Annotated in this window: 10 protein-coding genes and 1 pseudogene; 9 read left to right on the forward strand and 2 right to left on the reverse strand. The window is 54.3% G+C overall.

Annotation, left to right across the window (positions count from 1 at the left end; all coding sequences use genetic code 11):
* The first annotated feature begins 47 nt into the window (after positions 1–47).
* The 8 genes from BHAP_RS00145 to BHAP_RS00180 all read left to right on the forward strand — a co-directional run bounded on the left by BHAP_RS00145 (position 48) and on the right by BHAP_RS00180 (position 12,534).
* Positions 48–2,810, forward strand: a complete 2,763-nt coding sequence (locus tag BHAP_RS00145; RefSeq protein ID WP_094728471.1) for a glycoside hydrolase family 2 protein — start codon at positions 48–50, stop codon at positions 2,808–2,810.
* 509 nt (positions 2,811–3,319) lie between these two features.
* Positions 3,320–4,348 carry a LacI family DNA-binding transcriptional regulator gene (locus tag BHAP_RS00150; RefSeq protein WP_094728473.1) on the forward strand — a complete coding sequence of 343 codons (1,029 nt, stop codon included), beginning with the start codon at positions 3,320–3,322 and terminating at the stop codon, positions 4,346–4,348.
* Between the two features lie 235 nt (positions 4,349–4,583).
* Complete coding sequence (locus BHAP_RS00155) at positions 4,584–5,375, forward strand: hypothetical protein (protein ID WP_094728475.1); 792 nt, start codon at positions 4,584–4,586, stop codon at positions 5,373–5,375.
* A gap of 91 nt (positions 5,376–5,466) precedes the next feature.
* Positions 5,467–6,129 carry a DUF624 domain-containing protein gene (locus tag BHAP_RS00160; RefSeq protein WP_158216392.1) on the forward strand — a complete coding sequence of 221 codons (663 nt, stop codon included), beginning with the start codon at positions 5,467–5,469 and terminating at the stop codon, positions 6,127–6,129.
* A 159-nt stretch (positions 6,130–6,288) separates the two neighbouring features.
* The gene (locus tag BHAP_RS00165) at positions 6,289–7,395 is read left to right on the forward strand and encodes a Fic family protein (protein ID WP_094728479.1); all 1,107 of its coding nucleotides are present in this window, start codon (positions 6,289–6,291) and stop codon (positions 7,393–7,395) included.
* Between the two features lie 98 nt (positions 7,396–7,493).
* Positions 7,494–9,788, forward strand: a complete 2,295-nt coding sequence (locus BHAP_RS00170) for an alpha-galactosidase (protein WP_244569175.1) — start codon at positions 7,494–7,496, stop codon at positions 9,786–9,788.
* A 75-nt stretch (positions 9,789–9,863) separates the two neighbouring features.
* Entirely contained in the window at positions 9,864–11,069 is a 1,206-nt protein-coding gene (locus tag BHAP_RS00175; RefSeq protein WP_094728483.1) for a glycosyl hydrolase, read from the forward strand.
* A 106-nt stretch (positions 11,070–11,175) separates the two neighbouring features.
* Positions 11,176–12,534 carry a serine hydrolase domain-containing protein gene (locus BHAP_RS00180; RefSeq protein WP_094728485.1) on the forward strand — a complete coding sequence of 453 codons (1,359 nt, stop codon included), beginning with the start codon at positions 11,176–11,178 and terminating at the stop codon, positions 12,532–12,534.
* Positions 12,535–12,790: 256 nt separating this feature from the next.
* Here the strand turns inward: BHAP_RS00180 and BHAP_RS00185 are convergent, their stop codons facing one another.
* Positions 12,791–14,407 carry an amino acid permease gene (locus tag BHAP_RS00185; protein WP_094728487.1) on the reverse strand — a complete coding sequence of 539 codons (1,617 nt, stop codon included), beginning with the start codon at positions 14,405–14,407 and terminating at the stop codon, positions 12,791–12,793.
* 390 nt (positions 14,408–14,797) lie between these two features.
* Here BHAP_RS00185 and BHAP_RS11385 point away from each other — a divergent pair, with 390 nt between their 5' ends.
* A complete protein-coding gene (locus tag BHAP_RS11385) occupies positions 14,798–14,980 on the forward strand; it encodes a hypothetical protein (RefSeq protein ID WP_143248690.1) in 183 nt (60 codons plus the stop codon).
* Positions 14,981–15,059: 79 nt separating this feature from the next.
* Here BHAP_RS11385 and BHAP_RS00195 read toward each other — a convergent pair.
* Positions 15,060–15,554: pseudogene (locus tag BHAP_RS00195) on the reverse strand (IS256 family transposase); the annotation flags it as partial.

The following is a 15,554-nucleotide window of genomic DNA, read 5'->3' on the forward strand; positions in this document are numbered from 1 at the left end:
AGTTACTCGCTAGTCACTACTAGTCACTATCAACAAGGATGTTCATCATGACTCATACACCATCAACGTTCCGCTCGCTCACTGAGGGCTGGACGGTTCGCGCACTGAACCCGCAAGTCGCTCCTGCTGAGGTTCGTACTGCGATTGAGGCCGGAATTCCGGCCATTGTGCCCGGCGAAGTAACGCTTGATTTGCTTGCTGCTGGACTGATTGACGAGCCGTTCGACGGTGATAATGAGAACCGTCAGCAGTGGATTGGCGACGTCGACTGGCAGTTCGAGACTGAATTTGAGTGGCATGCAGACGATCGTGCTCGGCATGATCTCGTCGCGTATGGACTTGATACGGTTGCTACGGTTGCGATTAACGGACAACTGGTTGGCTTTGCGCAGAATTATCATCGCTCGTATCGTTGGGATGCGCGCGGTCAGCTACGTGAAGGACTGAACCGGTTAACCGTTACGTTCGCATCGTCAGTGCGCGAGTCTGACCGTCGTGAGCAGGAACTCGGATACTACCCGCATACCGAACATCACGCGTTTAATCAGCTGCGCAAACCGAGTTATCAGTTCGGTTGGGACTGGGGTATCGATGTTGCGAACGCTGGTATGTGGCGTGAGATCGGTATCGATTCATGGTCTGGCGTGCGGTTTAAGGCGGTACGTCCGCTGGTGAATGTGCTGCCGGATGGTACTGGCGTGCTCACCACCACGGTTGAGATTGAACGTGAAGGTGAGGGCCGAGTGATGACGTCGGCTGACGCGCATGTTCAGCAGAAGCCGGTTCCAGTGAGCGTGACTGTGACTGGATTCGGTGCGAACGTAACCGCTTCAGGTGAAGTTGAGTACGGTCGCGATACGGCAACGATCACTACTGTGGTGCCTGCGGTGCAACGTTGGTGGCCGATTGGTTACGGTAAGCAGCCGTTGTACGACGTGACCGTAACCGCTTCAGCATCGACGAACGATGATACCGCGGCCACTGCGGGCGCAACCGATACAGCTGCTGCAAACGCAACGTGGACCGGTCGAGTCGGCTTCCGTACTGTGCACGTCGATACGCGCGCTGACGAAATCGGCCGTCCGTTCCAAATTTATGTCAATGATGTACCGGTTCATGCGCGCGGCTACAACTGGGTGCCGATTGATGCCTTCCTGTCGCGCGGCGACCGCGACTTCTATGCGGCACGTTTCGCTGACCTAGTCGAGTCCAACTCGAACATGGTGCGCGCGTGGGGTGGCAGCATCTACGAATCTGACGAATTTTATGATCTGGCCGACGAACTTGGCATCATGGTCTGGCAAGACTTTATGCTCGCTTGCGCAGCTTATCCGGAGGATGCTGCCACGCGTGCTGAAATCGAAGCTGAAGCGCGCGAACACATCAACCGCTTAAGCTCACATCCGAGCCTGACCGTGTGGAACGGCTCCAACGAAAACTATGTCGCATACTCCGAATGGGGTGGATTCAAGCAAGCACTGCGCGACGACGACAAGCCGGCAAACGCATACGGTTACGGCGAAAAAGGTTGGGGCGACTACTATTACGCCGACCTGTTCCCCAAGCTGCTCGCCGAACTCGACCCCACGCACGTCTACCTGCCGAGCTCGCCAATGAGCTTCACACCGTTCGTTGATGCGAACAAGGACGTGGACGGCACCATGCACATTTGGGATGTGTGGAACCGTGCCGACTATCGCAAATACGCCGATTACACGCCTCGTTTCGCCGACGAGTTCGGTTATCAGGCGCCGCCAGCGTTCAGCACACTCACCCGCGTTGTTCATGATGAACCGCTTCAGCCGTTCGGCAAGCAGATGCTCGTGCATCAGAAAGCGTCCGGTGGCAACTACAAGCTCGCTCGTGGCATGCGCTCGCATCTGACCCCGGGCAACATTAACGATGTGAGCTACAACGCGGACGGCACGCGCAACTGGCTGCTGCCAACCGATGAGTGGGATTCCATCGAAGATTGGCACTGGGCGTGCCAGCTGCAGCAGGCGCAAGCGATTCGCTTCGGTGTTGAGCACATGCGCTCGCTTGAACCGGTTAATGCCGGCGCGTTGATTTGGCAGTTGAACGACGATTGGCCGGTCGTGTCGTGGGCTGCGGTTGACTATTACGGTCATCGCAAGCCGTTGTGGTATGCGTCGCACGACTTCTTCGCACCGCGATTCGCAACGATTCAGCCACGCGTTTCCGATCGTGCGCGCGAAGACAAGAGCTGGGAAGGTAACCCGGTCGCTCCCGATCATCTTGCGCTGATCATTGCTAACGATACGCGCGAAGCTTGGTCTGGTACATGGACGGTAGAGCGTCGCAACGTCGCAGGCGAAGTGCTTGCTTCGCAAACGTTTGACGTGGCGTTCGCTGCCGGCAAGCCCGGTCATGTTACGTTGACACTTGCTGAAGCGGTTGCGTCGTTCGATGATCCGTACGGCGAGATTATTGTGGCGACGCCGACTTCGATTGCTGACGTTGACGCTGCGGACGCTGCCGATGATGCGTTTACTCGTGTGATCTACAACCCATCCGATGTGATTGACCAGTCGCTCGATCGCACGCCACTCGACGCGACGGTTGTCGCAACTGGCGACGGCTACGATCTGACGGTCACCGCACGCGCTTATGCACGCGACGTGTTCTGCATGGTTGACAAGGTTGATGCTGACGCGCGCATCAACGGCGGCATGGTGTCGCTCTTGCCGGGCGAGTCGGTGACGTGGCATATCACCGCTGTTGCCGGACTTGATCCAGTTGCGTTCACCGCGCCAAACGTGCTGCGTTGCGCTAACGACCTTAAGCGCTAAAGCAATAGGCGTAATCTCGGCTCCCCTTGTCAGGACAGCACCGTAAAGCAAACAGCAGAGCTGTTTGTAGGTACTGTGCGAGCCGACAGGCGAGCCAGTACATTACGCGCGCAGTGCGTCCGAAATTACAGGACGTTGCCGTTAAGCAAACAGTGGAACTGTTTGTAGGCAACGTGCGAGCCGACAGGCGAGCTAATAAACTGCGTGCGTAGCGCGTCCGAAATTGCAGGACGAGCTGGCCGCGAGTAGACCTTATCTCGGCTCCCCTTGCTAGGGGAGCTGGCCGCGAAGCGGTCTGAGGGGTAGCCACACGGGTTGAACGTTCCAAGGGTGTGACTACCCCTCAGTCAGCTACGCTGGCAGCTCTTCCTGCAATTACAGACGTGTTACGCCAGCGGAAATCGTCTCAATCAAGAGACATCACAAAAAAATAGACATACCCGCATCGGCGCGGCGCACAAGCAAACGTCGATAGACTGTACTGAACCGATAAAGTGGAAGGGGAAGCGATGTCATTGCCGAAACCAAAGGTGACGATCTCCGATGTGGCTAGGGTAGCCGGCGTCTCCAGCAGTGCTGTCTCGTATGCCCTCAACGACAAGCCTGGCGTGTCCGCAGCAACGCGAGACAAAGTCCTCAAAGTCGCAGATAGCTTAGGCTGGCGTCCCAACAGTGCCGCCAAGTCATTGTCTGATGCCAGCACACGGTCAATCGGTTTGGTACTCACGTACGACACCGCAGTACTGTCAGTCGAAACGTACACGATGGAACTGATCGCTGGCCTGTCGTCGGAACTTGAGAAGGAAGGCTACTCGCTGACCATTCGTTACGCGAGCAGTCAGAAATCAGAAATGGACGTGTTGCGCGACTGGATCGCAACCGGTGGCGTGGACGGCGTGCTACTGACGAATATCGAACTCGGCGATCCTCGCGTTGACTTGTTCTGCGATCACCCTGAACTGCCAGTCCTATTGCTGTGTGATTCTTCCGTTGCAGGCGGTCTGCCTGCGCTATCTGACGACGAACAGAGTTCCGCGCATCTGCTGGTCGATTACTGTCATGAACTCGGCCACCAGCGTATTGCCCGCGTCGCCGGACCTGAAGCGCTGAGCCACACGTTCATCCGCGACAATGCGTTCATGGAAGAGACTGCCGAACTGAATCTGCAATACAGCTGCCTTCACTCCGATTACTCGCCGGACGGTGGACGCAGGTGCACGGATCGACTGCTATCGCTGCCAAATCCGCCGACTGCAATCATCTACGACAACGATATTATGGCGCTCTCTGCAATGCGCATGGCGCAAGAACTTGAGATGGACATACCGGGCGAACTGTCGATTATCGCGTGGGATGATTCGTTCCTGTGCCAAGTGAACATGCCGTCTATTACTGCGCTGAGCCGTGACGTTGTGGGTCGCGGCCGTGCTAGTGCGCGCGCATTACTTGACATGATCGACGGTCAGACGTTTGAATCCACGACCGACGTCACCAGTGAAATCATCTTTCGCGACTCCAGCGGCCCACTCATCGCGTGATTGGGTTGTATTCACGTTTTGTCTGTCAACTGCGTGGTTGGTATTCAGGGTGGCTGACAAGAACGTCGTAAGTGGGGCAACGAACGTATGGTCTGAGATGCGCAGAAGTACGTTAATACTGTGTGCTTAATCGGTTAAGTAGCTGCTGATTCCTTTGCTATACTTGTGAACAGTTGCAGAACAACCATGATATTGAGATGAATTCATTGCAACGGTAAGCAAGGAGGCGATAACAGTGCGTGAACAGCAGAATGATCATGTGAATCGCTCATTAGCTGAGCACCGTGGCGGCGGTTCGATCAATGATCGTCAATCTGAAGCGATTCATACGTTGTCTGCTGATATTGCATATAAAGGAAAATCGCGTATTGCTACGCTACGTGCGTTACCAAATGATCGAAAATGGTCGTATTTCCGTGACGAACTACTCGCACGAACAGTTGCGATCATTGCGGCTGTTGTTGTCATTGTGTATCTTACAGTGCAGATTCTCACGCCGCAGGCCGCGCCTCAACTCACTGTTGCCGTTACGAAAAGTGCGCTCGGCACGAGTGATGGTGCGGCATTACAAACGCAAGTTGCGCAAGCGCTTAAGTTACCTGAAGGACGAGAAGGTGGCGTGACGATTGATACAGGGTACGATCTGACGGACAACAACAGCCTGACAAAACTGCAAACACGGCTTTCTGCGCATGAGCTTGATATCATCATCGCGTCGCCAGATGATTTCACAAAACTGGCGGGATTCGGCTATTTCCAGACGATCAATGATGCCCTCACGAGCGAGCAACAGCGTAACTTAAGCGGTTCATTTGTTTCATTTCATGGATTCGATGACTCGGACGGCACTGACATTGATTACGACGGTTCAGGTAAAGGGGCGAGTGTTCCATACGGATTGCAGCTTGCCAGCGCAAAGCGATGGACCGCTTTACACTCCGCCGACAAGGATGCACTGGCCGGTGTCGTACTCGAATCAAAGAATGCCAGCAATGCTCAGAAATTCGTCGATTGGATGACCTCATGAGCCAATATAAGAGTCAATGTTGCCCCCCGTGTCAAGAGATACCGAGCACCCGCCGAATACTGACCATTCGACCCGCAGAAAGGAATTTCCCATGAAAATTGCGCAGCAAGATAACCCATTTAATACATTCATGTCTCGCGTGGGCGACCTTGCAATGATCAATATCGCGTGGGCAGTCTGTTGCTTACCAGTGGTGACGATTGGTGCATCAACGGCGGCGATGTTTGAAGTCGTACGATGCCTGCACGAAGATAATGATGCGCATGTACTGAAGCGGTTCATCTCCGCATTGACACGGCGTTTCGCTGCATCGTTTGCATTGGAATTAATTGCGGCAGTATTTCTTGCGCTGGGCACGTTCGACTTGTGGTATCTGACTAAACTGTCGCCGGACACCACGTTCGCATCACTTGCATATGGTGTGATTATTGCGATCGCGTTGATTGTTGCTATTGGTGCAGGTTTTGTGTTCCCGGTCACTTCACGATCGAAACTATCTGTGGGCGCGCAGATCATGCAATCCTTTCGTATTGCAATAGCGCATCCTGTAGTTGCGTTAGCAGTGTTCGCGCTCAATGCTCTACCGGTTGTAATTGCCACATTCGTGCCGGGCGGGCTATTCCCCGTGGTGTTCTTCTGGGGATTGCTGCTAGCTGCCGCAAGCGCTTGGCTTACGATCTACCTCATGCTGGGTGCAGGCATTATTACTTTGCGTGTCGATTCATCAACGGAACCGGTTCAGTACAACGACTGAATGAATCGCATCATCAGTTGCGATCAACTGAACATCCTTGTTCGATACTGCGTAATGTTTTCTGCACCATTTTCTGCACCATAAACATATTTTCTGCCTCATATTGCCATGATATGATGCAGAAAACTCGATCATGAGGCAGAAAACGGAGATAATATCATGCATCGATGCGAGTATATCGAGTCCGCGCGTTCTTTGTTCACAGTGCATACGATCGAATTGCTGACCGCAATTCATGAGGCAAAAGGTCGGCAATCAGTACGTATCGAGGCATATCCAGAGTTAGTTGGTACGCTTGTCTCAGTGGCACGCATCCAAAGTACTGATGCATCTAACCGCATCGAAGGTATTTCCACGAGTGATCACCGTCTTCAAGAACTTATTCGAGAAACAACGACACCGCGTAATCGTAATGAAGAAGAGATCGCTGGCTATCGTGATGTGTTAACACTTATCCATGAGAATCATGACTATATTCCGCTTACTCCAAATGTGATTTTGCAACTGCATCGCGACCTATTTCGTCATACGCCGCTGACATTTGGTGGACATTTCAAAGACACTGACAATATTATCGTGGAACGATTGTCTGATGGGACTCAATCGGTTCGATTCACGCCACCATCCTCGTTGATTATTCCACAACTCATCGAACAAGCTTGCGAAGCTTATCGTGCAGCAACTGATGGTACTAGCTGGACCGATCCATTACTGGCGACAATCATGTTCATTTTCGACTTCGCTTGCGTTCACCCGTTCAACGATGGCAATGGTCGTATGAGTCGTCTGTTGACGCTGTTGCTGCTCTATCGCAGCGGCTTCAATGTGGGTAAATACATCAGTCTCGAGCGCATCATTGAGCAGACAAAAGATGCGTATTATGATGCGCTCGCTGCAAGCACGAAAGGTTGGAATGAGAACAGTAACGATTACAAGCCGTTTGTTGGCTATATGCTAGGCGTTATATTGACTGCATATCGAGATTTTGATGAGCGAATGAATATGACCGTGCCTGACAGGGATGACAAGAATTTGTTAGTTACATCGTTGAACGGGAGTCCGACGAAGGATGAACGGATTCAACTACTGTTTGATCGCACGTTGAAGCCAATGTCAAAGCGTGATGTGCTTACTCAATTGCCGGATATTAGTATTTCTACTGTTGAACGAGTGCTTAAACGTATGCTTGACGAGGGAATACTACTTAAGATTGGTAGCGGTCGTGCTACTAGATATGTTAAACAGCGTGAACCGCGTGTTGCTTAACCGATTAAGATACACTGGCGAATGCGAATGACGATACGACAATCTCGTGCAGCGGACGCTGGGGATGTTCGGTAATTTGCGCAATCAAAAAGGAGACAATGATGTTCGACCAAGGGCCACATGTAGTGTTGCGTGGCGGCGGCGTGTGCGTCGTACTCAAGACGCCCGAGAATGATATGCCGCAAGTGGAATATTGGGGCCGCGATTTTGCCGGGCAAACCGATGAATGTGGACATGTGATTGATCGCGGCAATTGTGCGGGATGCGTGACCGCTGGAACGGTTGCTTGCCCGCTTAACGAATCGGCGCTCGCAGCGCTTGATACGATGACGCTTAAGGATACGCCGCCGAATAAACCTGATGCCTCATGGCGACCATCGCTATTGCCGCAAGGTGCAGAAGGTTGGGCAGGGCGCGCGGGACTTGAATGTGCGCGTGGCGGCCGGCCCGTATACGCGCGTTGGACGAGCGTTGCTACTCAGTCTGATCCGTCGTCACTCACGGTTATTGCAGCGGACAACATCAACGGTTTGCAGCTCACTGCAACGTTACGCATCACCGAATCCGGTTTGATCATCGCGCAGCATACGATCACTAACGCAGCCAACGTAACCGGTTCAGTTCACGACGATCGCGCAACGATAACCGTCCCCAATGCGACTGAACCACTGTCAATCAGCTGGCTCGACGCAACGCTTCCTATGCCGAAATATGTTGATACACTCACCCAGTTCACCGGTCGATGGCCGCTCGAAAAGCAGCCAGCTACCGGTCCACTGCCAGTCGGCTCGGTCACGCGTGATTGTCGGCGTGGCAAAACTGGCCACGATAGTCCGTGGATGTTTATCGCTTCAGTAGGCGAGCCTCGCAACCAAAGCGGCGATATCTGGGCGTGCCACCTCGCATGGAGCGGTAACCAAACGTATCGCATCGACAATCTGCCCGCTCATGAACCGGTTCTCGGTGCCGGCGAGCTGCTCGGACCCGGTGAAATTCGGCTCAATCCCGGCGAAAGTTACACTACGCCACAAGTGTGCTTCTCTTACTCCGATCGTGGTTTGGATGGTATCGCCGATCGATTCCACGATTGGCTGCGTGCATTACCCGGTCATGTCAACCCAGTTGCCAAGCCACGCCCGTTCACATTGAACACGTGGGAAGCTGTGTATTTCAACCACGATGAGACCACGCTGAAGCGGTTAGCCGACCGCGCGGCTGAGGTTGGTGTGGAACGGTTCGTACTCGACGACGGATGGTTCCACGAGCGGCGTGACGATACTCGCGGACTTGGGGACTGGGTGGTCGACCCAGCCGTCTGGCCCAACGGATTAGACGGTTTGGCCTCGCATGTGCACAACCTCGGTATGGAGTTTGGCCTGTGGTTCGAGCCGGAAATGGTGAACCTCGATTCTGATCTGGCACGTGAACATCCCGACTGGATTCTCGCCGCGCCTGAAGCGGTTCCGTACCGTGCTGATTTATCGTATCGAACACAGTATGTACTTGATCTCGCTAACCCGGATGCGTACGCGCATGTTCGTGATCAGATGGCTGCGCTCGTTGAACAGCTTGGCGTGAACTATATCAAATGGGATCATAACCGTGAGGTTACTGAACCGGTTCATGACGGTCGGTTCGGCTTGCATGAGCAGACAGAAGCCTGCTATCGCTTGTTTGACGAACTCAAAACGCGTTTTCCCGGGCTGGAGATTGAAAGCTGCTCGTCAGGTGGTGCACGCACGGACGCTGGGATTGGGCAACATGCCGATCGTATTTGGGCATCCGATTCCAATGACCCGCGCGACCGTGTCGATATTCAACGGTGGACTGAGCTTACCGTGCCGCCGGAAATGATTGGGGCGCATGTTGGCCCGTCGCCTGCACATTCCACAGCTCGCGCGACTGATTTAAGCTATCGTGCGGCAATCTCCTTAACCGGTTGCTCTGGATTCGAGTGGAATATTCTTGAATGCTCTGATGAGCAGGTTGCTGTGCTCAAATCGTTCGTCGCACTGTACAAGGAACTGCGCGGACTACTACATACTGGTCGCGTGATGCACGCCGACTTACGCGATTCAGCATTGCGGGCGCGCGGTGTGGTGAGTGCAGATTGCACCCATGCCGTGTGGGTGGTTGCTACGACTGACAACATTCGTGACTGGCTGGCTGAGCGATTGCGTATCACTGGACTGGATTCCACGCGTTCGTACCGCGTGCGATTGCGGCGCGAGATTGGTGAATCGCATTGGGGATGGGTGACGCCGCAATGGTTAAGCGCCGCTCAAAGCGATGATGGGTTTATCGCGCCCGGTCTGCTGCTCGCTAACGTTGGTCTGCAATTGCCGAATCTATGGCCGATGCAAGCGATCGTTCTCGAATTTGAAGCAATCTGATTCGTGCGTCCGCATCGTAAACGCACTTCTGACGCAGAAGACTAGTGCTTTTTAATAACCTGAGGGAGTTATATCATGCCCATCTCATCATCAGACACCGTCGCTTCTACTCCGCAGCAGCCGCTGCTACCAGTTCCGATCCCAGTCGACCCAAATCTGACTGACCGTACGCGCGCACTATTCAACGCGTTGCACAATCACACCGGTGAATTTGCCATGTTCGGTCATCAAGGTGACACGTCAAGCCATCACAGCACTACGGCAGACTCCGATGTTCTCGACGTAACCGGTTCATACCCAGCCGTTTGCGGATTCGATCTTGGTCGTATCGAACTCGGCTGGTCTGAAAATATCGATCATGTACCGTTTGAGTTTATCCGTTCTGAGGCGCGTCGCATGTACCAGCTCGGTGCAATCATCACGTTCAGCTGGCATTCCGTGAACCCAATCACTGAAGGCGGCTACGGCGATAACATGGCACCTGAATCGGTTGCGTCCGTACTGCACGGCGGAAAACTGCACGAGAAATACTGCGGATGGCTTGATCATCTCGCTGATTTTCTACTATCCGTGCGCGACGACAACGATAATCTCATCCCGATCATCTTCCGCCCATATCACGAGCACACCGGTGATTGGTTCTGGTGGTGCCCGGGATCACCTGCACAACCGACCGATACTGAAGCGGTTCAGTTCGCCGCATTGTGGCGTATGACCGTGGAATATTTGCGTGACAAACGCGACGTGCACAACATACTGTACGCATACTCGCCCGACCGTAGTCGTATCGATATGACTGACGACGCAACCGCTCAAGCTGGCTATCTGTACGGATATCCGGGTGATGAATACGTCGATGTGCTCGGACTTGACGACTACTGGGATATTGACCAGCCGCTCACCGGGCCGAACGCGATCGATCCAGCAGAACGTCACGATACGTTCGTGCGCATCCTCACACTGATCGGTCAACTCGGCGCAGAACGCGGTAAGCTCGCCGCAGCTACTGAAGTCGGCTCGCCACGCGAGTTCGCGTCTGCGTTTGGCTCTAATCCAGATTCGCCGTGGACGACGTTCATGTTGAGTGCGGCGACGGCGAACGAGTTCACACAGCGTGTGTTGTGGTATTTGCCGTGGTGCAATTTTCCGGGTGCGGCCGAAGATTCTGGCGCGTACGGAACTCCGATTGCTGGTTCTCAGTATGCGGACGATTTCCGCCGATTTGTACGCGACGATTTCATGCGGTTAGCTGACACGTTGCCCTCGATGTACGGCGAATAGTAACGCATAATGAATGTGCAATAGCGGTTCAAGTCAGCAAAACATGCGCCATAATTATTAATGAAACGCGTATAGAACACACATATAACACGCATGGGGGTATGTCATGACTGCAATGACTGATGTGCAGCAACTCATCCAAGATACGCTCGACTGCGCAGTGGAGCGTGGCGAAGTGGCTGGTGCGAACATGCTGGCCATTCAGCACGGCGAGGAACGCTGGTACGCCGAGTCGGGCGTGCGCAGTGTCACCACGCAAGCGCCGATCACACGCGATACGATCTTCCGTCTGTATTCGCAAACTAAACCGATTACTGGCGCCGCTGCGATGATTCTCGTCGAACGCGGTCTGATCGATCTCGCACAGCCGGTCAGTGATTTTCTGCCGGGATTCAAAGGGCAGCGTGTCACCACCGAATTTGTGAAGAATGTTGTTGGCGGTAACGGCAGTGATAAGCCTAGCGATGCTGATGAATCATCGGTTATTCTAACCAACGACATTCCTACTGAAACGGTTAATGAGCTGCGCAACACTGACGCGACTGGTGCGACTGCTACGGTCGCCGATGGCGCGGTCACCGTTGCAGCCGAACGCGAGGTCACGGTCAAAGACCTACTCACGATGACTTCGGGGCTGCCGTACGGTGACTCCGCGTTCGAGGCAGGGCGGCTTGTCGGCAAAGTGTACGAGGAACTCGATCAGCGGCTACACACTGATCATCCGATGAGTACAGTCGAGTTTGCGAACCGTCTCGGTGCTTGCCCGCTGCGGTTTCAGCCGGGCTCACATTGGATGTATGGGACGAGCGCGGACGTGGTCGGTGCGATTGTTGAAGTCGCGTCAGGTAAGCGATTCGGTGACTTCCTGCATGACGAAATCTTCGAGCCACTCGGCATGCGAGACACTGCGTTCTACGTGCCGGAATCGAAACTGAACCGGTTGGCTGCAATCGTTGACAATCCGCACAATCCACTCGATCCAGCTAACGCTGGTGAACCGCTTAAGGATATCCGTACCGATCATCTCGGTATTGAATACGACGGTACTGCTGACCCTGCGTATCAAGCGGGTGGCGCGGGACTGAAGTCCACGATCGACGACTACGCGCGGTTCGGTCAAATGTTATTGAACGGCGGTGAACTGGACGGCGTGCGGATTCTTCAACCGCTGACCGTGCGCATGATGACGTCGGGCGCACTGTTTGCACGTCACTATCCTGATTACGAAGAATGGCAGCCGGGGTGCAGCTACAACACGTTCATGCGCGTTGTTGAGGAGCCGGGTAAGTCGCTGATGATTTCGCATGCTGGTGAATACGGCTGGGATGGTTGGCTTGGCACGTATTTCGTCAACGATCCAGTGGCTGATTCCACATTCCTGTTCAATATACAGCTTACGAACGTTGGCACATCTACGCTGGTGCGCAAACTCAAGAACATCGTCAACACTCATCTGAGCATCTGAGTGAAGTGAATAACGCACTCGACGCGTGGCGTTTTGACAATACGCTACGCCAGCGAAGCTGGATGAGGGGTTAGTCTGCAACCATATGGCAAAGTTGGTGCAACAGAGCCTTTTGGTTGCTCTGGCTTCTTGAGTCTTCTTGAGCAGTGCCAAGGGGGTATTAATGCCCCCTTGAAGTGGTAGGAATGGTGGTAGCGCTGAACATGCTCGCCGTTGACTATTGCTTGGCGCTATGGCTTGACACTATTGCTTGACACTATTGTTTAACCTGCGTGAGCTGATACATACCCAATAGGATCGCCAGCCAAAGAATTCCAGCAATTACAGCCACGCGGTAACTCGGAGAAAAGCACATAAGCACCACTACCAGTGCCAAAAAACCGAGCACAATATATGGCATCACACGCGCAAATGGCAGCTTAAACTGAATGCGTTGAAGTGCCTCGACTCCATACAGTCCAGCCAATTCGCCCGGTCCTGCACCGTCAGCAACGACCCGGCGGAAATGCATTTGTGTCACCATAATCATTGACCAATTAATCACGCCAGCGATCGTCGCGATAGACATTAGATAATTAAACGCAAACTCAGGCCACAAAAACACAACCACCACGGCCAACGCCGTGATAATTGCCGACGTAATCACGCCCGCAACCGGCACGCCACGTGAGTTAAGCCGACCGAGATATGCGGGCGCATTTCCCTGCTTCGCGAGCGAATACAACATGCGCGAATTGGCGTACAGGCCGGAATTGTAGACGCTCATCACTGCGGTTAAACACACAAAATTAAGGATGTCGGCCGCCGCGTGCACGCCCACCGAGTCGAAAATCTGCACGAATGGGCTCGACTCGCCATCGATCGTATTCCACGGCACCACGGCCATGATCACGCCGAGTGCGCCAATATAAAACACGAGAATGCGCCAAATAATGCCGTTCGTTGCACGTGGAATTGTGGTACGTGGACTCTGCGTCTCGCCTGCGGTAATACCAATCAGTTCAGTGCCGCCGAAGCTGAACATCACTACGCACAAGGCCATGAGCAGGCCGGTCCAAGCGCCGTCATCCGTGCGCGTCATCAAGCCGTGCGGCAGAAATCCGCCGTCAACTGTAAACCAGTTTGCGAAACTCGCTCGGATGCTGGATGCAGTGGGAAGACCGGCGATCAGTACCGCAAGCCCGCCAACAATCATCGCGATCACGGCCACGATTTTGATAATTGCGAACCAAAATTCAAACTCGCCGAACTTGCTGACGCCGAGTAAATTCGCGGCAGCAATCACGACGAGAAACACAGCTGCGGACACCCATCGCGGAACCGTGGGGAACCAGTAGTTGACAAAATGGCCCACGACCGACAGCTCAACCATCGATACGAGAATGTAGTTAAACCAGTAATTCCAACCGCTCACGAAACCAGCGCGCTTCGACCAGTAGCGGCTTGCGTAATAGCTGAACGCGCCGGCTTTCGGGTCTTCGACGGACATTTCGCTCAGTGCGCGCACGATCATGAAAATCGCCAGACCGCCGACGAGATAGGCAAGGAGGATGCTTGGTCCAGCAAGTGAGATGGATTCGCTCGAACCGTAGAACAGGCCGGTGCCGATCGCGCCGCCCAATGCGATGAGCTGGATGTGGCGGTTTTTCAGTGATTTGCGCAGCGTGGTGGGTACGGGGACGTCGTCGGTTTCGTGCCTGGGTTGCGGCGTGGGCGTCTGCGTTTGCTTGGGCTGCTTGAGGTGCTTGAGGTGCTTGAGGTGCGGTGCCGCTGATTGTGAGTCATGTGCTGATTGCGGGGTATCGCGCGTTGGTTGTGAGCTGTGTGTGAGTTGTACGACGTCGTGTGTCGATTTGGGATCGGGCGTTGCCATGAGGGGTCTTCTTTCTCTCGCTGTTTTCTCGCTGGCTGTGCGCGAACGTTCGCCGAGATCGATCATCGATCATCGATCGTCAACGATCGGCAGCATGCCATCAATCGTATGCAATGGCCGTCATTGTAGTCGGACGTCGGTCATGTGGCGCGGCGATATTGTATTGCGGCCGATGGATCGTGATGGATCGTGATGAATTGTGATGTGCGTGGCGGAAAATGCTCGCTTAGGTGGTGCTCAGTGAGCGAAAACCGCCACGCGACTGTAGGCGTGGCGGAAAACGCTCGCTTAGGGCACTGTGAGCGAGAGATTTCTGCCACTAGGTGTGCGGTTTGTTGCGCGGTGTGGAATGTAACACCACGATATGTAAACCGACGATCAGTACACGCGATGGAATTGACTCGTTACAATCCATCGCGTGACCGGAATAAGACCCACGTTTCGACCCTTAGCCAGAAAACCGGTCCGGCCAAGTCATCGGACAGCGACGGCGACAGCAGAAAACCCGGATACAGCGCCGGGCTCGACTGGAACGAATTCCACACCCGCGCCGAATGGAACCAAACCGGCTAGAGAACCGAGTCGAAAACATCGCGTTTAGTTCCTATGGCCCCGGAAGCTGGGTTATAGGCCAAAATGTGTGTCTGGTGGTCTAGTCGTTGGATGGCCATTCGACCCGGGTGTGGAAGTCGTTCCAGTCGATGCCGGTGCCGTGGTGCATGGGGATGCCGAACGTCTCGTATCGGCCCTGCGGGCTGTTCTCCCATGCCTTCTGGTAGAGGCTCTCCAGCCGTTCGTCCGTGATCGCGTTCGTCGCCAGCCATGCGTCCGTCTCGGGGTGTTCGGCGTGCTGGTGGCACCACCAGCAGATCGCCTTCAGTTGCCGGATCAGGCGCAGTCCGCGGTGATGGCGCAGCATGTCCCGGATTCGTCCGTTCCATGATTCGATGAGGTTGTTCGTGGATGGTATCGTTCCGTTCTCCGTCAGGTCCTCGTCGAGGAACGTGAACAGGTGCCCCTCGCGGATGCGTCCGCGGATCATGCGCTTGGCCTTGACGAGTCTTTGGTGCATGTCGTTCACGCTGCCGTCGGCGTATTCGCTTTTCTCGTCGAGGAAACCCGCGAAGTCCTGCTCCCACTGGTTGTA

It is taken from the genome of Bifidobacterium hapali, assembly GCF_002259755.1.
Lineage (GTDB): Bacteria > Actinomycetota > Actinomycetes > Actinomycetales > Bifidobacteriaceae > Bifidobacterium > Bifidobacterium hapali.

What these genes read in the sequence shown, in the direction of transcription:
- BHAP_RS00145 (WP_094728471.1), top strand. Translation starts at nt 48, where the DNA reads ATGACTCATACACCATCAACGTTCCGCTCGCTCACTGAGGGCTGGACG.
- BHAP_RS00150 (WP_094728473.1), top strand. Translation starts at nt 3,320, where the DNA reads ATGTCATTGCCGAAACCAAAGGTGACGATCTCCGATGTGGCTAGGGTA.
- BHAP_RS00160 (WP_158216392.1), top strand. Translation starts at nt 5,467, where the DNA reads ATGAAAATTGCGCAGCAAGATAACCCATTTAATACATTCATGTCTCGC.
- BHAP_RS00165 (WP_094728479.1), top strand. Translation starts at nt 6,289, where the DNA reads ATGCATCGATGCGAGTATATCGAGTCCGCGCGTTCTTTGTTCACAGTG.
- BHAP_RS00170 (WP_244569175.1), top strand. Translation starts at nt 7,494, where the DNA reads ATGATGTTCGACCAAGGGCCACATGTAGTGTTGCGTGGCGGCGGCGTG.
- BHAP_RS00175 (WP_094728483.1), top strand. Translation starts at nt 9,864, where the DNA reads ATGCCCATCTCATCATCAGACACCGTCGCTTCTACTCCGCAGCAGCCG.
- BHAP_RS00180 (WP_094728485.1), top strand. Translation starts at nt 11,176, where the DNA reads ATGACTGCAATGACTGATGTGCAGCAACTCATCCAAGATACGCTCGAC.
- BHAP_RS00185 (WP_094728487.1), bottom strand. Translation starts at nt 14,407, where the DNA reads ATGGCAACGCCCGATCCCAAATCGACACACGACGTCGTACAACTCACA.
- BHAP_RS11385 (WP_143248690.1), top strand. Translation starts at nt 14,798, where the DNA reads ATGGAATTGACTCGTTACAATCCATCGCGTGACCGGAATAAGACCCAC.